This is a genomic window from Candidatus Pseudoscillospira sp. SGI.172 (assembly GCF_050313575.1).
Lineage (GTDB): Bacteria > Bacillota > Clostridia > Oscillospirales > Oscillospiraceae > Vermiculatibacterium.
This window is the reverse complement of sequence record NZ_JBNPLQ010000003.1, coordinates 1-22,094: the sequence shown is the minus strand read 5'-3', so window position 1 is coordinate 22,094 and position 22,094 is coordinate 1. Positions and strand designations below refer to the sequence as shown.

General features: G+C 61.9%; 17 protein-coding genes. 11 read left to right on the top strand and 6 right to left on the bottom strand.

The genetic code is table 11. The annotated features are described in order from the left end of the window. The first annotated feature begins 98 nt into the window (after positions 1–98). The gene (gene coaBC, locus ACQRD3_RS02345) at positions 99–1,304 is read left to right on the top strand and encodes a bifunctional phosphopantothenoylcysteine decarboxylase/phosphopantothenate--cysteine ligase CoaBC (protein WP_080906861.1); all 1,206 of its coding nucleotides are present in this window, start codon (positions 99–101) and stop codon (positions 1,302–1,304) included. Between the two features lie 148 nt (positions 1,305–1,452). On the opposite strand, the gene ACQRD3_RS02340 is transcribed toward coaBC, so the two are convergent. The 4 genes from ACQRD3_RS02340 to ACQRD3_RS02325 all read right to left on the bottom strand — a co-directional run bounded on the left by ACQRD3_RS02340 (position 1,453) and on the right by ACQRD3_RS02325 (position 5,119). Continuing rightward, on the bottom strand, positions 1,453–2,004 hold the full coding sequence (locus ACQRD3_RS02340) for an epoxyqueuosine reductase QueH (protein WP_080906862.1): 552 nt from the start codon (positions 2,002–2,004) through the stop codon (positions 1,453–1,455). A 288-nt stretch (positions 2,005–2,292) separates the two neighbouring features. Then, positions 2,293–3,204, bottom strand: a complete 912-nt coding sequence (gene sdaAA, locus ACQRD3_RS02335) for an L-serine ammonia-lyase, iron-sulfur-dependent, subunit alpha (RefSeq protein WP_080906863.1) — start codon at positions 3,202–3,204, stop codon at positions 2,293–2,295. A gap of 13 nt (positions 3,205–3,217) precedes the next feature. Further along, on the bottom strand, positions 3,218–3,886 hold the full coding sequence (sdaAB, locus tag ACQRD3_RS02330; RefSeq protein WP_080906864.1) for an L-serine ammonia-lyase, iron-sulfur-dependent subunit beta: 669 nt from the start codon (positions 3,884–3,886) through the stop codon (positions 3,218–3,220). 9 nt (positions 3,887–3,895) lie between these two features. Beyond that, a complete protein-coding gene (locus tag ACQRD3_RS02325) occupies positions 3,896–5,119 on the bottom strand; it encodes a dicarboxylate/amino acid:cation symporter (protein WP_080906865.1) in 1,224 nt (407 codons plus the stop codon). A 164-nt stretch (positions 5,120–5,283) separates the two neighbouring features. On the opposite strand from ACQRD3_RS02325, the gene ACQRD3_RS02320 reads away from it, so the two are divergent. The 6 genes from ACQRD3_RS02320 (at position 5,284) to typA (ending at position 13,341) form a co-directional block, all read left to right on the top strand. After that, positions 5,284–6,180 (top strand): LysR family transcriptional regulator, encoded by an 897-nt coding sequence (locus ACQRD3_RS02320; RefSeq protein ID WP_427779577.1) that lies wholly within the window; start codon positions 5,284–5,286, stop codon positions 6,178–6,180. 265 nt (positions 6,181–6,445) lie between these two features. Beyond that, positions 6,446–7,051: a SafA/ExsA family spore coat assembly protein gene (safA, locus tag ACQRD3_RS02315; RefSeq protein WP_427779575.1), complete on the top strand. Its 606-nt coding sequence runs from the start codon at positions 6,446–6,448 to the stop codon at positions 7,049–7,051. A gap of 154 nt (positions 7,052–7,205) precedes the next feature. Beyond that, a complete protein-coding gene (locus tag ACQRD3_RS02310) occupies positions 7,206–8,723 on the top strand; it encodes a YifB family Mg chelatase-like AAA ATPase (protein ID WP_427779574.1) in 1,518 nt (505 codons plus the stop codon). A 63-nt stretch (positions 8,724–8,786) separates the two neighbouring features. Then, positions 8,787–9,962 carry a tRNA uracil 4-sulfurtransferase ThiI gene (thiI, locus tag ACQRD3_RS02305; RefSeq protein ID WP_427779573.1) on the top strand — a complete coding sequence of 392 codons (1,176 nt, stop codon included), beginning with the start codon at positions 8,787–8,789 and terminating at the stop codon, positions 9,960–9,962. 84 nt (positions 9,963–10,046) lie between these two features. Next, a complete protein-coding gene (locus ACQRD3_RS02300; RefSeq protein WP_427779572.1) occupies positions 10,047–11,306 on the top strand; it encodes a competence/damage-inducible protein A in 1,260 nt (419 codons plus the stop codon). Positions 11,307–11,517: 211 nt separating this feature from the next. Further along, positions 11,518–13,341, top strand: a complete 1,824-nt coding sequence (gene typA / locus ACQRD3_RS02295) for a translational GTPase TypA (RefSeq protein ID WP_080906871.1) — start codon at positions 11,518–11,520, stop codon at positions 13,339–13,341. A gap of 69 nt (positions 13,342–13,410) precedes the next feature. Here the strand turns inward: typA and ACQRD3_RS02290 are convergent, their stop codons facing one another. Then, on the bottom strand, positions 13,411–14,385 hold the full coding sequence (locus ACQRD3_RS02290) for an AEC family transporter (RefSeq protein WP_427779569.1): 975 nt from the start codon (positions 14,383–14,385) through the stop codon (positions 13,411–13,413). A 180-nt stretch (positions 14,386–14,565) separates the two neighbouring features. Here ACQRD3_RS02290 and ACQRD3_RS02285 point away from each other — a divergent pair, with 180 nt between their 5' ends. Both ACQRD3_RS02285 and ACQRD3_RS02280 read left to right on the top strand, forming a co-directional pair. Beyond that, positions 14,566–14,940, top strand: coding sequence for a RidA family protein (locus ACQRD3_RS02285; RefSeq protein ID WP_080906872.1), 375 nt, complete (start codon positions 14,566–14,568; stop codon positions 14,938–14,940). A 228-nt stretch (positions 14,941–15,168) separates the two neighbouring features. Then, positions 15,169–16,596 carry a uracil-xanthine permease family protein gene (locus ACQRD3_RS02280; protein ID WP_427779567.1) on the top strand — a complete coding sequence of 476 codons (1,428 nt, stop codon included), beginning with the start codon at positions 15,169–15,171 and terminating at the stop codon, positions 16,594–16,596. A gap of 69 nt (positions 16,597–16,665) precedes the next feature. On the opposite strand, the gene ACQRD3_RS02275 is transcribed toward ACQRD3_RS02280, so the two are convergent. After that, the gene (locus ACQRD3_RS02275; RefSeq protein WP_080906876.1) at positions 16,666–17,307 is read right to left on the bottom strand and encodes a helix-turn-helix transcriptional regulator; all 642 of its coding nucleotides are present in this window, start codon (positions 17,305–17,307) and stop codon (positions 16,666–16,668) included. Between the two features lie 396 nt (positions 17,308–17,703). On the opposite strand from ACQRD3_RS02275, the gene ssnA reads away from it, so the two are divergent. Then, positions 17,704–19,044 (top strand): putative aminohydrolase SsnA, encoded by a 1,341-nt coding sequence (gene ssnA / locus ACQRD3_RS02270; protein ID WP_427779565.1) that lies wholly within the window; start codon positions 17,704–17,706, stop codon positions 19,042–19,044. A gap of 47 nt (positions 19,045–19,091) precedes the next feature. Beyond that, on the top strand, positions 19,092–22,094 hold a 3,003-nt coding region (gene ygfK / locus ACQRD3_RS02265; RefSeq protein WP_427779564.1), incomplete at its 3' end, for a putative selenate reductase subunit YgfK.

Sequence of the window (22,094 nt, the reverse complement as noted above, 5' to 3'; positions counted from 1 at the left end):
AATTGGAAGTGCAAGCCATAACACGGAACTTATTTACTTCCCGGCGCTTTTTTGTTATACTCTATTCGACAAAGCTGCGGAAAACGGAGTGGATCATCATGTTGAGCGGAAAAACCGTACTATTGGGAGTAACGGGCGGGATCGCCTGCTACAAGGCGGCGGAGCTGGCCTCCGCCCTGGTCAAGCAGCACTGCAAGGTCCGTGTGCTCATGACAAAGAACGCCACGGAGTTCATTGCGCCCCTGACCTTTGAATCTCTCACGGGCAATCCGGTGGCGGTGGATACCTTTGACCGGGACCGGCCGTGGGAAATCGAGCACATCGCGCTGGCCGACCAGGCGGATCTGGTGCTCATCGCTCCCGCCACCGCCAATGTTCTGGCCAAGCTGGCCCACGGGCTGGCCGATGATATGCTGACCACCACGGTGCTGGCCTGCGACTGCCCCAAACTCGCCGCGCCGGCCATGAACACCAGAATGTACGAAAATGCGGTAACGCAGGACAATCTGGATGCGCTCCGGAGATACGGATGGGAGATCATCGAACCTGTCAGCGGACGGCTGGCCTGCGGCGCGACGGGCAAGGGCAAACTGCCCGACCCCGAGCGGCTGCTGGAAGCCGTTCTCCACGCGCTTACCCATCGGAAGGATATGACCGGCCTGAAGGTACTGGTGACCGCAGGCCCCACCCGGGAGGCCCTGGACCCGGTGCGGTACCTCACCAACCTCTCCACCGGGCGGATGGGCTATGCCGTGGCCCGTGCCGCCGCCGCCCGCGGGGCGGATGTAACCCTGGTCACCGGCCCCACGGAGCTGCCCCGGCCGCCCTATATGGCGGAGGTGGTGGAGGTGACTTCTGCCCGCCAGATGTTTGAGGCGGTCACTGCCCGCAGCGCAGAGATGGACCTGATCGTCAAGGCCGCTGCCGTGGCGGACTACCGCCCGGCGACCGTGGCGGAGAACAAGATCAAAAAGACGCGGTCCGGGACGGACCTGTCCCTTCCTCTGGAGCGGACGGACGATATTCTGGCCTGGCTGGGGGCACACAAGCGGGACGGGCAGGTGCTGTGCGGGTTCTCCATGGAGACGGCGGACCTGCTGGAGCACTCCCGGGAGAAGCTGGAGAAAAAGCGGGTGGATCTGATCGCCGCCAACAACCTCAGGGAGGAGGGCGCAGGGTTTGGAACCTCCACCAACCTGCTCACGTTTCTCACCGCGGATGCGGTCATCCCTCTCCCCCTGATGTCCAAAACCGAGGCTGCCCATCAGCTGCTGGACGAGCTGCTGCGGCTGATGGGTATGTAATCTGGAGATCCTTTCAAACACGGAAAAAGCCCGCGGGACATCTTAAAAGATGTCCCGCGGGCTTTTTCCTTCCGGCATCCCCCAAACGATGGAAACACACGCTGTCTCCAGTACCTGTCTGCCTCCGACGGGCCAACAGAGACGGCCTTCATTCACTTTGGGCTTTTTTCTTTTTTTTGCAGTACCGGTCCTCCTCGCTGAAGATACAGCCGCAGTACTTCTGCATGTAGAGTCCCAGCTCCCGGGCTTCCGCCTGCCCCTCCCGAAAGCGCGGGGAGAAGTCGTAGGGAGCAAATTTCACCCCGTACTGGGCCGCCAGCTTCTCTCCCGTCTCAAAAATAAGCGGAGTGTTCTGGTAAGGACTGACGGTAAGGGTCGTACAGAACGCATCGAATCCGTGCTCTGCGGCATATCGGGCAGTCTCGGCCAGACGGCAGGCATAGCAGTAGCCGCAGCGGCGGTCAATGTCGCCGCACACCGCCTTCACAAAGGGGCGCAGGCCGTACTCATCCTCCGTCACCAGCTCCAGCCCGATCGATTTGGCGTAGTCGCTCAGGCAGTTGCGCCGGGCGCGGTATTCGGTAAAGGGGTGGATGTTGGGGTTGTACCAAAAGCCCACCGGCTCAATGCCCTCCTCCCGAAGCTTCTTGACGCAGGCCACCGAGCAGGGTGCGCAGCAGATGTGGAGCAAAAGTTTCATAATCAGTCCCTCCCGGACTTGTTTTCCGCGAAAGCGCGCAGAGGCAGAGGCGCCCCGGCTCATTTCCGCAGATATCATTATAACAGGCTTTTGAGGCAGAGCAAGCCCCCTTCGCATAATTGCGGAGCGCGCGCCGCCCCCGCTTCTCTCCGGCGCCCCGGCGCGGGGCGGGCAAAAAAGAATATCCGGGGCGGCAGGCAAAAAACGGTCCTGAGCGCCGTTTGGAGCGCTCAGGACCGTTTTTCTCTTGCTTTGATCTCGCGGAAGTCCTCCGAAAGCCGGACAGCCTTACTTGCTCTTCCGGGCGGTCTTGGCGCCTGCGCACCCCATCTCCCCGCCGATCCCGCAGCGGCTGCAGGCGGAGGGGGCAGTGGCGCAGCCGCCCAGAGCGGTCTCCCGCAGCTCGGCGGGCAGGCGTTTGCCCACGGTGTACATGGTCTCCAGCATCTCATCGAAGGGAATGAGCTGGCTCACCCCGCTCAGGGAAAGTTCGGCGGCAATGAGGGCGTTGGCCACGCCGGCGGCGTTCCGGTTCTGGCAGGGGTACTCCACCAGCCCGCCCACGGGGTCGCACACCAGGCCCAGCATGTTCATCAAAACGGTGGAGGCCGCGTCCAGGCACTGCTCGGGCTCGCCCCCCATGAGCTCCACCGCAGCGGAGGCCGCCATGGCGGAGGCCACGCCCACCTCGGCCTGACAGCCGCCCACGGCTCCTGCCACAGTGGCGTTGCGCATGGCCAGGTATCCCACGGCTCCGGCGTTGAACAAAGCGTCCACCAGCCGGTCGTCGGAGATGTGGTAGCACTCCTGCAGGGCCAGCAGCAGCCCGGGCACCACACCCGCTGAACCGGCGGTGGGGGCAGCCACGATGAGGCCCATGGAGGCGTTGACCTCCAGCACGGCCATGGCATAGGTCATAGCCTTCCCCAGCACGTCCCCGCAGATGCTCTTCCCCTTGGCACTGTGGACGGAAAGTTTCTTGGCCTCCCCGCCGATGAGCCCGCCCATGGACTTGCCCGGGGTCTTGATGGGCTGGACGGCGGAAGCGCGCATGATCTCCAGCGCCCGTCCCATGCGGTGATCCACCACATCCACAGTGGTCTCGCCCAGCTCGCACTCCCGGCGGCGCATGGCCGCGGAGATGGAGCAGTGTTCGGTCTTGCAAACTTCCAGCAGCTCTCTGGCTGATTTGAAATCCATGCTCTCTCCCCCCTTACGGCTGCACGATCATCACATCGTGAATATTCGGGTTTTCCCAGAGGGTCTCGGCGATCTCCTCCGGCAGTCGGTCGTCCGACTCCACGATGGTGTAGGCGGTATGCCCCTTGGCCTCCCGAAACAGCCGCATGAAGGCGATGTTCACATTGCGGTCGCTGATCACCTTGGTGATGTGGGCGGCCACGCCGGGCTTGTCCTGGTGGACAACAATGACCGCGCTGTACTCTCCGGTGAAGTCCACCTTGACGCCGTTGATGCGCACGATGCGCACCTTGCCGCCGCCCAGAGACTCGCCCCGCACGGTCATGACCCGTCCGGCGGTGTTTTCCATGCGGATATCCACGGTGTTGGGATGGACCTCCGTCTCGGTCTCATTGGGCGTGAAGCAGTAGCTCAGCCCCCGCTCCCCGGCGATCCGAAAGGAGTCCCGGATCCGGGTATCGTCGGTGGAAAAGCCCATGATGCCGCCCAGCAGGGCCCGGTCGGTGCCGTGGCCCCGGTAGGTCTTGGCAAAAGAGCCGTACAGGGTGAACTCCACCTGCTTGAGCGGGGGGGCGATCATCTTCTGCGCCAAATAGGCAATGACCGCCGCGCCCGCCGTATGGGAGCTGGAGGGGCCGATCATGTTGGGCCCCAGCACATCGAAAACGCTGATAAATGCCATAAATGCTCCTTACGCCTCCACGGTGTCCTTTTTCACGATAAACTTCCGATAGATGGTGTCCACAATGACGCCGATGGCGTTGTCGCCGGAGACGTTGCAGGCGGTACCGAAGGAGTCCTGGGTGATGTACAGCGCAACCATCAGGGCACAGATCGGGCCGTTGGGGTCACCGGCCTCACGGCCGAAGATCATGTAGAGGAAGGGCAGGGCGGTCATGATGGAGCCGCCGGGGGCGCCGGGGGAGGCCACCATGGCAACGCCCAGCGTCATGATGAAGGGCACCACGGTCATCAGGCTGATGGGCAGCTGGTTCATCAGGCACACGGCGGTGGCGCAGGCGGTGATGGTGATCATGGACCCGGCCATGTGGATGTTGGCGCACAGAGGCACCACAAAGTTGCGGATCTGCTCGGAGATGCCGTCGGCCTCGGCGCACTTGAGGTTGACCGGGATGGTGGCGGCGGAGGACTGGGTGCCGATGGCGGTGGCATAGCCGGGGATCTGGTTCTTGATGAGAGTGAAGGGATTCTTCTTGCTGATGGCGCCCGCCACCAGGAACTGGATGAAGATGCAGATGAGGTGCATGGCGATGACCACCAGGAACACCTTCCAGAGGATGCTGAGAATGGCGAAGGTCTTGCCGGACTTGGTCATGTCGGTAAAGGTGCCGCAGATGTAGAGAGGCAGCAGGGGGATGATGACGGAGTTGAGAACCTTGTCGATAATACCGGAGAAATCCTTCATCCCGTCATAGAGAGTGCTGCCGATGGTCTTGCCCCGCATCAGGGACAGGCACAGGCCCAGGACAAAGGCCAGCACCACGGCGGACAGGGTATCCAGCAGGGGAGGGATGGAGATGCTCAGGTAGCTGTCCAGGGAGCTGCCCGCAGTGGCCGCGATCTGGTCCAGGGCCCCCTCGCTCATAAAGTGGGGGAAGAGCGTGGAGGACACCAGATAGGAGGCGGAGCCCGCCAGCAGAGTGGAGGCGTAGGCGATGGCCACCGTAATGATGAGCAGCTTGCCTGCGCCGCTCTTCAGGTCGGCGATCCCCATGGTGACGTAGGCTACGATCATCAGGGGGATGATGAATTTGAGGAACGTGCTGAAGATACCGGACGCAGTCACCACGATCCGGGCGAACCAGATCGGCATGAACTGTCCGACCAGGATACCCAAAATGATCGCGATGATGAGTTTGGGCAGCAGGCCAAGTTTGAATGCTTTTTTTTCCATGTTACTCCCTCCGTTAATTCCATAATTCCCAATTTTCTCTTGACTTCCCTGTTTTTTTAGTATAACATGTCCACACTATTGAATCAAATTCATAAATTGAATGGAATCATTTCAAAAATTTTATATCATCTTTCCCTAATATTCCAGAAAAGGAGGCCCGGTCCATGGAGATCCGGCAGCTCAACACATTCATTCGGGTGGCACAGTTCCAAAGCTTCTCCAAGGCGGCGGAGAGTCTGGGCTATTCCCAGTCGGCCGTCACGGTACAGATCCGGCTGCTGGAGGAGGAGCTGAACACCCGGCTGTTTGACCGCATGGGCAAGCGGGTGGCCCTCACCGGGCAGGGCCGGCGGTTCCTCTCGGGAGCCTATGACGTGCTCTACGAGGCCAATCGGGCCAGACTCTCGGTGGCGGACGAGGAGGAACTCCACGGCCAACTCCACATCGGAGCCATCGACTCTCTGTGCTTTTCCTCTCTGCCCCCCGTCCTCCACCGCTTTCGGGTCGACCACCCCCGGGTGGGCATCCGCATCACCACCGGCTCCCCCGGGGAACTCATCGAAAAGATGGAGCGGGGGGAACTGGACCTCATCTACATCCTGGACGAGCCCCGGTACAACAACAACTGGTACAAGCTCATGGAGAAGAAGGAGGAGGTGGTCTTTGTGGCCTCGGCCGACTTCCGGCAGGAATTGGGGGGCGCGCGCAACCTCCGGGTGGAGGACCTGCTGGACAAGCCCTTTTTCCTCACTGAGCGGGAGGCCAACTACCACCGGGTGCTGGACCGCTACCTGGCCACTCGGGACAAGGTCCTCACCCCCTTTCTGGAGATCAGCGACGTCTCCTTCATCATTAAGATGCTGGAGACCACCCGGGGGCTGTCCTTTCTGCCCTGGTTTGCCGTGGAGGAGAGCGTGCGTCAGGGCAAGCTGTCGGTGCTGGACGTCACCGACCTGCACGTGTCCATGTACCGGCAGATCTTTTACCACAAGGCCAAGTGGAAAACCCGGGAAATGGATGAGTTTGTCCGCCTGACGGCCGGGGAGTGCAACGCCGTTTGACCTTGCCCCAAAAATTTTTTGATTTTTATGGAAAGTATTGCATTTGAAAAATAGTTACAAAACGGTTACAATCTATTTTGTCCTCGAGAGACAAATGATTAAGATGGGAGGTCGGTGAGTCAGATGTACAGTTTTGATTGCAGCTCTTTCTGGCAGATCCTGTGCCAGCTGTGCGGGTTCGGCTGCTGAGCGGTTCCCGCGGTCACCCCGGGGCGGCCCGCCCGACGGGCGGAGCCGCCCCCATTTTTTGATTTGGAGGTACAGCGTGAAAAAACTGATCGGTGCATGCATCGCACTTTTCCTGGTTGCCGCCGCCGGGCTTTCGGCCTCGGCGGCCGACCTGTCCCACACCGTAGCGGCAGGTGACACCATGTGGAAGCTGGCCGTCAAGTATCAGGTGGGCACCAGCGAGATCATCCACGCCAACACGCAGATCAAGGATCCGAACCTGATCTATCCGGGGCAGGTCCTCACGATCCCCCAGCCCGACGCCGCGGTTTCCTCTTATGAGGCCGAGGTCATCCGTCTGGTCAACGAGATCCGCGTCCAGAACGGCCTGAGCGCGCTCAAGGCAAACTGGGAGCTCTCCCGGGTGGCCCGCTACAAGTCTCAGGACATGGCAGACAATCGCTATTTTTCCCACACCAGTCCCACCTACGGCACGCCCTTTGAAATGATCCGCGCTTTTGGTCTCTCCTACCGAACCGCCGGAGAGAACATCGCCTACGGCCAGACTACCCCCCAGGCCGTGGTCACGGCCTGGATGAACTCCAGCGGGCACCGGGCCAATATTCTGAGCAGTTCGTACACACAGATCGGCGTGGGATATGCGGCAAAGGGCCGCTATTGGACCCAGATGTTCCTTGGATAGCCTCTCCCCCGCACGGTATGAGTCCATTCTTCTCCCCAGCCGCCCCCGGCGACGCAGACATGCCGCCGGGGGCGGCTTGTTTCCTCGTCATTTTAATAGCATTTGGGGAAAAAATATGGTACAATATCCCCAAAACGAAAGGGGGGAATGCTCCATGATGACCCAGGTCCGCTCTCTGGGCCTCCATGGCGTGGAGGGCTACGAGGTCACCGCCGAGTGCGATCTGTCCCGGGGCCTGCCCAACTTTGAAATTGTGGGCCTGCCTGACACGGCGGTCAAGGAGGCCCGGGAGCGGGTGCGCGCGGCGGTGAAAAACTGCGGCTTCCCCTTTCCCGTCTCCCGGATCACGGTGAATCTGGCCCCTGCCGACCGCAAAAAGGGCGGCACCATTTACGACCTCCCCATTTTGGTGGGCATCCTCTCCGCGGGAGAGCAGCTCCCGCCCCCCGATCCAAAGGCCGCCTTTCTGGGGGAGCTCTCCCTCTCCGGCGCGCTGCGCAGCGTCTCCGGGATGCTCCCCATGGCCCTGGCCGCCCGGCGGGCGGGGATCGAGACTCTCTACGTCCCCGCCGACGCCGCCCCGGAGGCCACTCTGGCCAAGGGGCTCACGGTCTACCCGGTGGCCCATGTGAGTGAGCTGGTGGCCCACCTGAAGGGGGAGGCCCCCCTCTCTCCGGCGGCGGCCTGGACGCCGGACGGGGAATCGGGCGAGCTTCCGGACTTTGCCGAAGTGAAGGGCCAGGAGCAGGCCAAACGGGCGCTGGAGATCGCGGCCGCCGGCGGACACAACGTGCTCATGATCGGCCCGCCGGGCTCCGGCAAATCCATGCTGGCAAGGCGTCTTCCCTCCATTCTCCCGGAGCTTTCGGAGCGGGAGGCGCTGGAGGCCACCGCGGTCCACTCGGTGCTGGGCCTCACCTCCCGGGAACACCCCCTGCTCACCCGGCGGCCCTTTCGTGCGCCTCACCACACCATTTCGGCCGCGGGGATGGCGGGGGGCGGCGTCCCCCTCATCCGCCCCGGGGAGATCTCTCTGGCCCACCGGGGCGTCCTCTTTCTGGACGAGCTGCCCGAGTTCCACAAGGACGTGCTGGAGGTGCTCCGCCAGCCCATGGAAGAGGGGACGGTGCAGATCACCCGGGCGTCCGGAAGCGAGGTCTTTCCCGCCCGATTCATGCTGGTGTGCGCCATGAACCCCTGCAAATGCGGCTGGTACGGCCATGACCAGCGGTGCAAATGCGCCCCCAGGGACGTGGAAAAGTATCAGTCCCAGATCTCCGGCCCACTGCTGGACCGGGTGGATCTGACCGTGGAGGTGGACGCCCCCGATTTCGACACCCTCTCGGAGCGCCCCTCGGGTGAATCCTCCGCCGTCATCAAGGCCCGGGTGGACGCGGCCCGGGCCGTCCAGGCCCGCCGGTTCGGCCCCGGCGGCGTGCCCTGCAACGCCCAGATGGGCAGGGGGGAGCTGGAGGAATTCTGCCCGCTGGACGAGGCCTGTCAGGGCCTTCTCAAAAGCGCCTTCCAGCGCATGGGCCTCACCGCCCGAAGCTATGACCGCGTCCTCCGGGTGGCCCGCACCATCGCCGATCTGGACGGCGGCGGAGACCTCCGGGCGGCCCATCTGGCCGAGGCGCTGCAATACCGCTCCAGCGGTTGGCTGACCCGATAAATTTTTTCCTGTCCCATATTTTCAATGCGATCCGTCCATATTAAAAAAAGCGAGGTTTTTCCATTGAATGAGATCATCCTTTTAAAACTGGGCGAGCTGGTCCTGAAGGGCTTGAACCGCCGGAGCTTTGAAGAAAAGCTCATGTCCAACGCCAGGCGGCGGCTGCGCGCCCTGGGCTCCTTTCAGGTCACCACCAAGCAGTCCATCACCTACGTGGAGCCCCTGAACGACGACTGCGACATGGACGGGGCCTTCGAGGCCATGAAAAAGGTCTTTGGCGCCGCGGGGGTGTGCCGCTGCCGCGCCTGTGAGAAGGACAAGGACGTGATGCTGGCCGCCGTGAAGGACTTCCTGGCCCCCCAGCTGGCCGCCGCACGCACCTTTAAGGTAGAGAGCAAGCGCTCCGACAAGGCCTTTCCCCTCAACTCCATCCAGATCTCCCAGTACATCGGGGGAGAACTGGACGACGCCTATCCCCACCTCACCGCCGACATGCACCACCCCGACCTCACCGTCTATGTGGAGGTCCGGGACGACGCGGCCTTCATCCACGGCAACACCGAGCCGGGCGCGGGCGGCCTGCCCGTGGGCATGGGCGGCCATGCCGTGAGCCTGCTCTCCGGCGGGATCGACTCCCCCGTGGCCTCCTGGATGATGGCCAAGCGGGGCCTGTGTCTGGATATGGTCCACTTCTTCTCCTATCCCTACACCTCCGAGGAGGCCAAGCAGAAGGTGCTGGACCTGGCCAGGCTCCTGACCCCCTGGACGGGACGGCTGGTGGTCCATGTGGTCCCCTTCACGGCCATTCAGGAGGAGCTGCGCCGCTCCTGCCCCGAGGAGCTGTTCACCATCCTCATGCGCCGGTTCATGATGCGCATCTCCGCCGAAGTGGCCCGCCGCGTTGGGGCGGGGGCCATCGTCACCGGCGAGAGCCTGGGCCAGGTGGCCAGCCAGACCATGGAGGCCATGCAGTGCACCGGCGCGGTGACCTCCCTGCCCATTTTCCGCCCCGTGGTGGGCATGGATAAGGAGGAAATCGTCCGCATCTCCCGGAAGATCGGCACCTTTGAGACCTCCATCCTGCCCTATGAGGACTGCTGCACGGTCTTTACCCCCAAGCACCCCAAGCTCAGGCCCACCATGGAAGAGTGCGCCGCCGCCGAGGAAAAGCTGGATGTGGAAGCCATGGTGAAGGACGCCGTGGACAACATCGAGCGCATTCGCATCGGGGCAGAGTAATTTTTCATCCACAGCCTGTGGATCTTTTTCGGAGATTCTCTTTCTTTTTTCGACCACACTTTACAAAAAAAGGAAGTCCTGCTTATGTCTCATACCGCCGAACTCATCGCCGTGGGCACCGAGCTGCTCCTCGGCAACATCGCCAACACCGACGCCCAGACCCTCTCCCGGGAGCTGTCCGCCCTGGGCATCAACGTCTACTACCACACCGTGGTGGGCGATAACCCGGAGCGGCTGAAAAAGGCCGTGGAGATCGCCAAGACCCGGGCCGACCTCATCATCACCACCGGCGGCCTGGGCCCCACCTGCGATGACCTGACGAAAAACGTCCTGGCCGAAGCCTTTGGGAAAAAACTGGTCTACAACCCCGAGGCAGCCCGGCGGATGGAGGCCTATTTCCAAAAGCTCCATCCGGAAAGCGGCAGGACCATGACGGAGAACAACTATCAGCAGGCCTATCTCCCCGAAGGCTGCACCCCCTTCCAAAACGACCGGGGCACCGCCCCCGGCTGCGGCTTTGAAGCGGACGGCATTTGGGTGCTCATGCTCCCCGGCCCCCCTTCCGAGTGCGGGCCCATGTTCCGCTCCCGGGCGGTGCCCTATCTGGCCGGCCTGGCCGACGGGGCCATCGTCAACCGCTCCCTGCGGATCTTCGGCATGGGGGAGTCGGCGGTGGAGTTCCAGCTGCGGGATCAGATGAACGCCATGAAAAACCCCACCCTGGCCCCCTACGCCAAGGAGGGGGAGGTGGAACTGCGCATCACCGCCAAGGCGCCCGACCCCGCCGCCGCCCAAGCCCTCATCGCCCCGGTGGAGGAGGAGCTGCGCAGCCGGTTCGGCCCCCTGGTCTACGGTGTGGACGTCTCTTCCCTGGAAGAGGTCTGCCTGGCCCTTTTAAAGGACCAGGGCCTCTCCCTGGCCTGTGCCGAATCCTGCACCGGCGGCCTTATCGCCAAGCGCATCACCGATCTGGCGGGGGCCTCCTCCGTCTTTCACGGCGGAGTGGTGAGCTACACCAATGAAGTCAAGCACGGCGTTCTCGGGGTACCGCGGGAGCTGCTGGATCAATTCGGCGCAGTGTCCGCCCCAGTGGCGGAGGCCATGGCCGAAGGGGCCCGGCGGGCTCTGGGGGCGGATCTGGCGGTGTCCGCCACCGGAGTGGCTGGGCCGGATCCGGACGACCGGGGCAACCCGGTGGGGCTGGTCTATGTGGCTCTGGCCTGGGACGGCGGCGTTTTCGTCCGCACCGTCCACGCCGCCGGGCCGCGGGAGCGGGTGCGCACCGTGGCGGCCAGCCATGCCTTCGACCTGCTCCGCCGAAGGCTCACCGGCCTGCCCCTGTGACAGTTTCCCGGGAAATGCGCTTTATCGCGTTTCTTTTGAAAAAACAGACTGAAAGCAAGAGGGCAGACGGCATTTTTGAAAAGAAATTTGTCGTCTGTCCTTACTTTTTCTGTAAATCACATTGCTTTTTTTCCTTTCGCGGGTTATAATACGAAGCTGTATGTGAAAATCATGAATTTTTGACCAGCGGAAAGATTTGAGGTGCAGGAAGTTGCAGGATCAGCATTTGAGAAACGTCGCCATCATCGCCCACGTTGACCATGGCAAAACCACCCTGGTGGACGAGATGTTGAAGCAGGGCGGCATTTATCGGGAAAACCAGGCCACCGTGGACCGCGTGATGGACTCCGGGGACCTGGAGCGGGAACGGGGGATCACCATTCTCGCAAAGAACACAGCCGTCCACTATAAGGACACGAAGATCAATATCGTAGACACTCCGGGCCACGCCGACTTCGGCGGCGAGGTGGAGCGCATTCTGAAAATGGTCAACGGCGTCATCCTCCTGGTGGACGCCGCCGAGGGTCCCATGCCTCAGACCCGATTTGTGCTGAGCAAGGCCCTGGAGCTGGGCCACCGGGTCATCGTGGTGGTCAACAAGATCGACCGCCCCGACCAGCGCATCCACGAGGTGTGCGATGAGGTGCTGGAGCTGCTGATGGATCTGAACGCCACCGAGGAGCAGTTTGACTCTCCCACGCTGTTCTGCTCCGGCCGGCAGGGCACCGCCAGCTATTCCCCCGACGTGCCGGGCACCGATCTGACCCCGCTGTTCGACACCATTCTGAATTATATCCCGGCTCCCGAGGCCGATGTGGACCAGCCCTTCCAGATGCTGGTCTCCTCCATCGACTACAACGAGTTTGTGGGCCGGATCGCCATCGGCCGGATCGAGCGTGGCGCACTGAAGCAGAACGACGAGATCGCCGTGTGCAACTTCCACGCCCCCGACGCCCCGGCCAAAAAGGCCAAGGCCACCGCCATTTATGAGTTCGACGGCCTGGCCAAGGTGCCCACCGACTCCGCCACCGCCGGCAACATCATTGCCATGAGCGGTATCGGCGACATCACCATCGGCGACACCATCTGCTCTCCCGCCGCGGTGGAGCCCATCGAGTTTGTGAAGATCTCCGCTCCCACCATGGAGATGACCTTCTCGGTCAACGACTCCCCCTTCGCCGGCCGGGAGGGCAAGTTCGTCACCTCCCGCCAGATTCGGGAGAGACTCCAGCGGGAAATGCTCAAGGACGTGTCCCTGAAGGTCACCGAGACCGACAGCACCGATTCCTTCAACGTGGCGGGCCGGGGCGAGATGTCCCTGTCCATCCTCATCGAGACCATGCGCCGGGAGGGCTACGAGTTCCAGGTCTCTCCCCCCCGCGTCCTCTTCCGGGAAATCGACGGCACAAAGTGCGAGCCCATCGAGCGGCTGGTACTGGACGTCCCTGCCGACGCCATCGGCACCTGTATCGAGGCGCTCGGCCGCCGAAAGGCAGACCTGCTGGATATGACCCCCATCGGCAATCGGATGAAGGCCCAGTTCCTGGTGCCCTCCCGGGGCCTGTTCGGCTACCGCAACGAGTTTTTGACCGCCACCAAGGGCGAGGGCATTATGGCTTCCGTCTTTGAGGACTACGCCCCCATGAAGGGGGAGATCGCCCGACGGAGCACCGGCTCTCTGGTGTCCTTCGAGACCGGCGAGGCAGTGACTTACGGCCTCTATAACGCCCAGGAGCGCGGTGTGCTCTTCATCGGCGCGGGCGTGCCCGTCTACGCCGGCATGATCGTGGGCGAGTGCCCCAAGCAGGAGGATATCTCGGTCAACGTCTGCAAGAAAAAACAGCTGACCAACATGCGGGCTTCCGGCTCTGACGACGCCCTGCGTCTCACCACCCCCCGGCAGATGTCCCTGGAGCAGGATCTGGAGTTCCTGGCCGACGACGAGCTGCTGGAGGTCACTCCCGAAAACCTGCGTCTGCGCAAGCGGGTGCTGGACCACGGCGAGCGGATGCGTCTGGCCTCCAAGAAAAAGTAAAGAACAGCCCTCAAAAATTGGGACCGGCTTTCCAGCCGGTCCCAATTTTCATTATAAGAAATATTTTCTCTATGCAAAATAAATTTTCTCATTTTTGCTATCCCAGATAGCCAACTGCCGAAAGAGGAAGATCCAGAAGGTGAGCGTGAAGGCCGACAACAGAGTGGTTGCCACAATCGCGCTGGAGGTCAGCACATCATCGCCGCCCATCGTTTTGGCCATCACGTAGCTGCTGGGGGTGACCGGAGAACCCAGCATGATGACAATAGCCAGCAGCGCCTGTTCCCGGAAGCCCAGAAGTACCGCCAACGGCAGAAAGACCGCCGGGAGTGCCATCAGCTTCACCGCCGTAGCGGCCAGGGTGGGTTTGAGCCTGGCGACGGCCTTGCGCCCTTCAAATCCGGCCCCAATGCAGATCAGGGCCTGGGGCGTCGCCATTCCACCCACCATGCCGAGGGTTTTATTCACCATCGGCGGGAAGGAGAGATCCAGAAGGGAGGCGAGCATCCCCAGCGCCAGACCGATGATGATGGGGTTTGTGACCGCTCCCATCGCGGCCCGGATCAGGTTGTCCCCGGTCGAGCCGGTATGCTCCCCCTCAAAAGCGAGCACCGCCACCGCGTAAATATTGAACAGAGGGACGCTGCCCAGGATCATCTGTGGCGCCATTCCTGCATTTCCATAGATATTGGTGATAAAGGCCACCCCCAGCACCGCCACGCTGCTGCGACAGCAGGCCTGGACAAACGCCCCCACCAGGCTCTTGTCCCGCAGCAGCAGCCGGGCCAGAAACCAGATGGCAAAAAACATCACCGTGGTCACTGTTGCGCAGAACAGCACCAGCCTGACGTCGAATTCCTCCCGCAGATGGGAGCCAGCCATGTCACAAAAGAGCAGCACCGGCAGCGTGACCCGGAAATTAAAGGCATTGGACACCGTGACAAAGCCGCCGTCCAGAAGGCCGATCTGCCGGAGCACATATCCCAATACAATGACCAGGAACACCGGCACTGTGGCAGTGAGGCTGTAAATCAAACTGTCCATGTCCTTTCCCTCCCTTTTCCCGTTTCTTTGCCGGGGCAAAGAGAACTGAATCAGTGTACGCCCACTTTTTTCTTCCGTCAAGAAAAGCTGTTTCATGGGTTGTATTTTTTTTATTTTCAGATATAATGGAATGTGGCGTGATGCTAAAGCATCTTACATTTTCAAAGGAGGAAATTTGAAATGAACAAGACCATCGCCGCCCAGAATGCCCCCGCCGCCGTCGGCCCCTATTGCCAGGCCAAGCAGTGCGGCAACACCCTGTACACCTCCGGTCAGCTGGGCCTCATCCCCGCCACCGGTAAGCTGGCCGAGGGCATCGAGGGCCAGGCCAAGCAGTCCCTGGAGAACCTGGGCGCTATTTTGAAGGAAGCCGGCATGGACTACTCCGATGTGGTCAAGACCACCTGCCTGCTGGCCGACATCAAGGACTTCGCCGCTTTCAACGCGGTGTACGCCAGCTATTTCAAGGGCGAGGTCCCCGCTCGCTCCTGCTTCCAGGTGGGCGCTCTGCCCATGGGCGGTCTCGTGGAGATCGAGGTCATCGCAGTCAAGTAAACAGGTCTTTCTGTTTCAGGCGCTCCGTCCCAAAGGACGGAGCGCCTTTTTTATTGAGGAAAAATAAACCCCACTAAACGGATTGTTTTGGTTGTTTTTTATAAAGTTTTGTTTTTATTTTCTACATTTCATCTAACCATTTTCCCCTTGCATCCGGTTAAAAAAACAAGTATGATAAACGCACAAATAAAGTTTAGTAATAAAAAATTTTTGTGTGAGGCGATGAAAATGTCTACTCCCGTTCAAAAGTCCCCTGGAAGCGTATTTGAAATGCGCGGCCTCCCCCCGGCGGGAAAACTGATCCCGCTGGGCCTCCAGCACGTTGTGGCCGCGATCGTGGGCGTCATTACTCCCGCCATCATCGTCTGCAACACCTGTGGGATCACCGGAGACGACCGGACCCTGATGATCCAGGTCTCCCTCATCCTGACGGCTCTGGCCACCTTCCTGCAGCTCTTTCCCATTTTCGGGCGGATCGGTTCCGGTCTGCCTGTGGTGATGGGTATCAGCTTCGCCTATGTGCCAACCCTCACCGCCATCGGCGGCCAATTCGGCCTGGGAACCATTCTGGGCGCGGAGCTGGTGGGCGGATGCGTTGCCATCCTCTTCGGCATTTTTGTCAAGCCCATTCGCAAATTCTTCCCGCCCCTGGTCACCGGCACCGTGATCTTCACCATCGGCCTGTCTCTCTATCCCACCGCAGTGAAGTACATGGCCGGCGGGGCCGGCAGCGCAGAATTCGGCTCCATGAAAAACTGGCTGGTGGCCTTTGTCACCCTGGCTGTAGTCTTTATCCTCAACAACTTCGGCAAGGGCATCTGGAAACTGGGCAGCCTTCTTTGGGGCATGATCGTAGGCTATATCCTTGCTGTGTTCCTGGGCATGGTAGACTTCTCCGGCATCTCCGCCGCCCCCTGGTTCCAAGTGGCGGCCCCCTTCCGTTTCCCCATTGAGTTCAATATCAGCGCCTGTGTCTCCATGGCCATCATGTATATCGTCAACTCTGTGCAGACCATCGGCGACCTCAGCTCCACCACCCTGGGCGGCCTGGACCGGCTGCCCACCGACAAGGAACTCTCCGGCGGCATCATCGGTCAGGGCGTCATGAGCATAGTGGGCTCCCTCTTCGGCGGCCTGCCCTCCGCCTCTTACAGCCAGAACGTGGGCATCGTCACCGTCAACCGGGTGGTCAACAAGATGGTCTTTGCCTTCGCCGGGCTGGTCCTTCTTGTGGCCGGCTTCATCCCCAAGTTTGCCGGAGTGCTTACCACCATTCCCCAGTGTGTCATCGGCGGCGCCACCATCTCGGTGTTTGCCACCATCACCATGACGGGCATTCGAATGATCACCTCCCAGACCTTCACCATGCGCAATTCCACCGTGGTGGGCCTGTCTGTGGCGCTGGGCGTGGGCGTCACCACGGTGGGCAGCAGCTGCCTGGCCGGCTTCCCCACCTGGGTCACCGCCGTGTTCGGCTCCTCTTCCGTGGTCCTCTCCACCCTTGTGGCCATTGCGCTCAACCTGATCCTGCCCCCGGACGACCTGGAGAAAGTCCAGCAGACCGCCGTTGCGGCCGTGACCGATGACGTGATGGAGCGCCTGTCCGACGATGATCCAACCAACGACCCCACTGACGCGGAGTTCCGTCAGAAGTAAATAAAAAACGGCCCGGACCTCGGGTCCGGGCCGTTTTTTTATTCTTCCTCCCAGAAGCTGACGCCGGCGTCAGTTCTCCTTGGCCTCATCGATATAACTGTAAAGCGTATACTTGGAAATTCCGAAATATTTGCACACCTTGTCTCCCGACTTGGTGATAAGGAAAGCCCCGGTGTCGTTGAGGAAGCGAATGGCCTTCACCTTGTCGTCCTTGCTCATCAGGGGCACCGGCTTGCCCACCAGCTTCACGCTCTGGTCGATCAGCTCGTCCAGCAGGTCGGAGACGTTTCGGGCAATGGGCTCCGGCTCCTTCTGACTCTGTTCGGCGGCAGTGAACTGACGCAGAGTCTCCTCCATAGAGAGCATCATGGTGATATCGTAGTTGATGGAAAAGATCCCCACGGGGTTTTCATCGTCGTCCCGGATAAAGATCGTGCTGGACTTCAGGATCTTGCCGTCCTTGGTCTTGGTGAGATAGCCAAAATGATCCTTTAGGGCCGCAGGGTCTCCCCGCAGGGCCTCCAGCACAATGTGGGACGGTCCGTCCCCCAGTTTGCGCCCGGAAACATGTCCGTTTTCGATGGCGACGATGGAGCTGTCCTCATCATTGGAGGCCAGGTCGTGAACCACCACCTCGCAGTTGGGTCCAAACTGTCTGGCCAGTCCCTTAGCCAGATGGAACAGGAATTCCATGGATGTAGCTTCCGACATCCGGATCCCTCCTTCTCTTTCTCAAAATATGAGCCCTTTCCGGGCCGCGAAATTGGTCGCGTAAGCGCAAAAATGGCATGAATCTTACTTTTGTTCTATTATATCATACCGGCTTGTAATTTCAAGAAAAATTGTTTGGTTGAAAAAAAATAAGCGTGAAAACAGACTTGCCTTTCCCCAAAAAATATGATAGGATAGGGGCGATAAGAGGGGGGGACCGCTCTCCCCCCGCGAAAAACAACCGAATACCCGGTTATGGCTGCAACGAAGTGCTTTGCGCACGGGCTGAATGAGGACTCGCTCCCGTCGGCCGCGCCTGCCGACGACGAGACGCTCATTCCGCACCGGAATGGGTGTTTTTTTGACACTTTGGAACAACATGAAGGAGGAATTACCATGCTGCTGCTGGGAAACGGAAGAGTCATCACGAGAGATCCCGCTACGCCCTATCTGGCCGACGGCGCCGTGGCCATGGAGGGTGAAGTCATCCGGGAAGTGGGGTCTACCGCCGCGCTGAAAGCCAAGTATCCCAAGGCCCAATTTGTGGACGCCAAAGGCGGCGTCATCATGCCCGGATTCATCAACGCCCACACCCACATCTATTCCGGTCTGGCCCGGGGCCTGGCCATTGAGGGCAACAACCCCACCAACTTTCTGGAGGTGCTGGAGGGCACCTGGTGGAACATCGACCGCCACCTGACTCTGGACGGCACCCGGGCCTGTGCCGCCGCCACCATCCTGGAGTGCATCCGGGACGGCGTCACCACCATCTTCGACCACCACGCCAGCTTCGGGGAGATCCCCGGCTCCCTCTTCGCCATCGAAGAGGTGTGCGAAAAGATGGGCATCCGTGCCTGCCTGTGCTACGAGGTCTCCGAGCGGGACGGGGCGGAAAAGACCCGGCAGTCCATCGAGGAAAACGCCGCCTTCGCCCGCCACTGCAAGGAGAAAAACTCTGACATGATGAAGGCTATGTTCGGCGGCCACGCCCTCTTCACCATCTCCGACAAGACCTTTGAAGAGATGGTCAAGGCCAACGACGGGATGACCGGCTTCCACATCCACGTCTCCGAGGGGATGAACGACGTCATCGACTCCCGGGAGAACTACGGCTGCCGCTCGGTGAACCGGCTCTACTACAACGGCATTCTGGGTCCCAAGACCATTCTGGGCCACTGCATCCACGTCTCTCCCGCCGAGATGGACCTCATCCGGGAAACCGACACCATGGTGGTCAACAACCCCGAGAGCAACATGGGCAACGCGGTGGGCTGCGCCCCCGTGCTGAAGATGTTCGAAAAGGGCATCCTCATCGGTCTGGGCACCGACGCCTACACCCACGACATGCTGGAAAGCCTGAAGGCGGAGCTCACCATCCAGCGCCACAATGCCTGCATGCCCAATGCGGGCTGGGGCGAGGCCACAGGGATGCTCTTCCAGAACAACGCCAAGATCGGCGCCCGCTACTTTGAAAAGCCCCTGGGCGTGCTCCGGCCCGGCGCCGCCGCCGACGTGATCGTCATGGACTACCGCGACTTCACCCCCTTCTCCCACGAGAACATCGACGGCCACATGCTCTTTGGCATGCAGGGCCACGACTGCACCACCACCATCATCAACGGCAGGCTCCTCTACCGGGACCGCCAGTTCGTGGACATCGACGAGGCCGCCGTCCGGGCCTTCTGCCTGGAGCAGTCCAAAAAGCTGTGGGGCGAGCTGAACCACCGCGCTTACTGAGCCCTTTGGCCATCTCACTTTGATTTTTAGATTGGAGGTCTCTTTCCATGAGCGATATCATGCGCCCCATCTCCTTCTCCCACCTGATGAACTGGGTGCTCACCGAGCACCGGGACCACGGCGCCATTTTCGGCGTCCTCTCCGACAAGATGCCCCGGCACACCGATGGACAGGCCCTGCCCCTCTTTGCCGAGAAGATCGAATCCCCCTACGGCCCCGCGGCCGGACCCAACACACAGTTGGCCCAGAACCTCATCGCCTCCTATGTGGCGGGATGCCGGTTCTTTGAGCTGAAGACCGTCCAGATCATGGACGGCGAGGAGCTGTCCAAGTGTGTGGCAAAGCCCTGCATCACCGCCGCCGATGAGTGCTACAACTGCGAGTGGTCCACCGAGCTCACCGTCCCCCAGGCCTATGCCGAGTATGTGAAGGCCTGGTTTGCCTGCAAGCTGCTGGCCAAAGAGCTGGGCCTGGGCGATCCGGACGGCTTTGTGTTCAACATGTCCGTGGGCTACGACCTCAAGGGCATCCAGAGCCCCAAGGTGGACGCCTACATCGAGGGGATGAAGGACGCCTCCCGCTCCGAGGTCTGGGCGGAATGTCTGAACTGGACCCTGACCCATCTGGACCGCTTCCAAAATGTGGACGCCGCCTATGTCAACACCATCACCCCGGTGGTCTCCCGCTCCATCACCGAGTCCACCCTCCACGGCTGTCCCCCCGACGAGATCGAGCGCATCGCCACCTACCTCATCACGGAGAAGGGGCTCAACACCTACGTCAAGTGCAATCCCACCCTCCTGGGCTACGACTTCGCCCGCAGGACCCTGGATTCCCTGGGCTTCGATTACATCGTCTTTGACGACCACCATTTTGTGGAGGATCTTCAGATGGCCGACGCCCTGCCCATGTTCCGCCGCCTTCAGGCCCTGTGCGCCGAGCGGGGGCTGGAGTTCGGAGTCAAGCTCACCAACACCTTCCCCGTGGATGTGGCTGCGGGAGAGCTGCCCAGCCAGGAGATGTACATGTCCGGCCGCTCCCTCTACCCCCTGACCCTCTCTCTGGCCGGGATGCTGACGAAGGAGTTCGGCGGAAAACTGCGGATCTCCTACTCCGGCGGCGCGGACGCCCACAATATCAAGGACCTCTTTGAGGCGGGTATCTGGCCCATCACCATGGCCACCACCGTCCTCAAGCCCGGGGGCTACGAGCGCTTCTGCCAGATCGGCCGGATCCTCTCCGGCTGCGGTTCCCAGCCCTGGTCCGGCGTGGACGCGGCGAAGGTGGACGCCCTGGTGGCGGCCATCCCCACCGATCCCCAGCGGCGCAAGCCCATCAAGCCCATCCCCAGCAAAAAGCTCACGGAAAAGGTGCCCCTCATCGACTGCTTCACCGCCCCCTGCCGCTCCGGCTGCCCCATCCATCAGGACATTCCCGCCTACCTGAAGCTGGCGGGGGAGGGGAAGTGGACCGAGGCGCTGGAGGTCATCACCCAGCGCAACGCCCTGCCCTTCATCACCGGCACCATCTGCCCCCACCACTGTGCCGACAAGTGCATGCGGGGCAATTACGACGAGTCCCTCCACATCCGCCAGGTCAAGCTGGAGGCTGCCGAGCATGGCTTTGCCGCGCTGCTGCCCTCTCTGAAGCCCGCCGCGCCGGTCTCCGGCAAGCGGGTGGCCGTGGTGGGCGGCGGCCCCGCCGGTCTGGCGGCGGCCTACTACTTAGGCCGGGCCGGCGTGCCGGTCACCCTCTTTGAGCGCACCGGCGCCCTGGGCGGCGTGGTCCGCCACGTCATTCCCGAATTCCGCATCTCCGGCGGCGCCATCGATCGGGACGTAGAGCTGGTGAAGGCCATGGGCGCCGAGATCCGGCTGAATGCCCCGGTGGACTCTGTGGAAGCCCTTCAGCAGGCCGGCTTCACCGACGTGATCCTCGCCACCGGCGCCTGGATGCCGGGCGAGCTGGCGCTGGAGCAGGGGAGCGCGCTGGACGCGCTGGAGTTCCTGCGCCAGGCCAAGGCCGCTCCGGAGAAGATGGCCGTGGGCAGACACGTGGTCGTGGTGGGGGGCGGCAACACCGCCATGGACGCTGCCCGCTGCGCCAGGCGCCTGCCCGGGGTGGAGACCGTCTCCCTGGTCTACCGCCGGGACGAGCGTAACATGCCCGCCGACGAAGAGGAGCTGGCGCTGGCCAAGGCGGACGGGGTGGATTTCCTGCCCCTGCTGGCTCCCATGGCCCTGGCGGAGGGCAGGCTGACCTGCAAGGTCATGAAGCTGGGCGAGCGGGACGCCTCCGGCCGCCGCACCCCGGCGGAGACCGGCGAGCTCCGGGAGATCCCCGCCGACACGGTGGTGGCCGCCGTGGGAGAGCGGGTGGACTCCGCCTTCTTCCGCCGCAGCGACCTGGCCTTGGACCGCAGAGGCAGGCCCGTGGTCAACCCTGAAAGCCTGGAGACCAGCGCGGCCAACGTCTACGCCGCAGGCGACGCCCGCCGGGGCCCCGCCACCGTCGTGGAGGCCATGGCCGATGCCCTGGCCGTCTGTCAGGCCATCCTGGGCACCGACGCGGGGGCGGACCGCTTTGCCGCGGCCAACGCCGACTTTGACCGGGCAGAGCTCCGCAGCAAGCGGGGCGAGGTGTGCACCGACTGCTCCTCCTGCGCAGAGAGCGAGCGCTGCCTGGGCTGCGCCGCCGTGTGCGAGACCTGCGCCAGCGTCTGTCCCAACCGGGCCAATATCGCCGTCGCCGTCCCCGGCATGGCCGCCGCCCAGATCATCCACGTGGACGGCATGTGCAACGAGTGCGGCAACTGCGCCACCTTCTGCCCCTATGACAGCCGGCCCTATCAGGACAAATTCACCCTCTTCTGGTCGGAGGAGGACTTCCTCAACAGCGAGAACGAGGGTTTCCTCCCCGCCGGGGACGGCTCCGGCCGGTGCAAGGTCCGTTTGGGCGGCCAGGTGAAGGACTACGATGCCGTTGACCCCGCCTGCGGCCTCTACGAGCCTCTGCGCCAGCTGATCCTGGCGGTGCGGAGCTCTTACGGC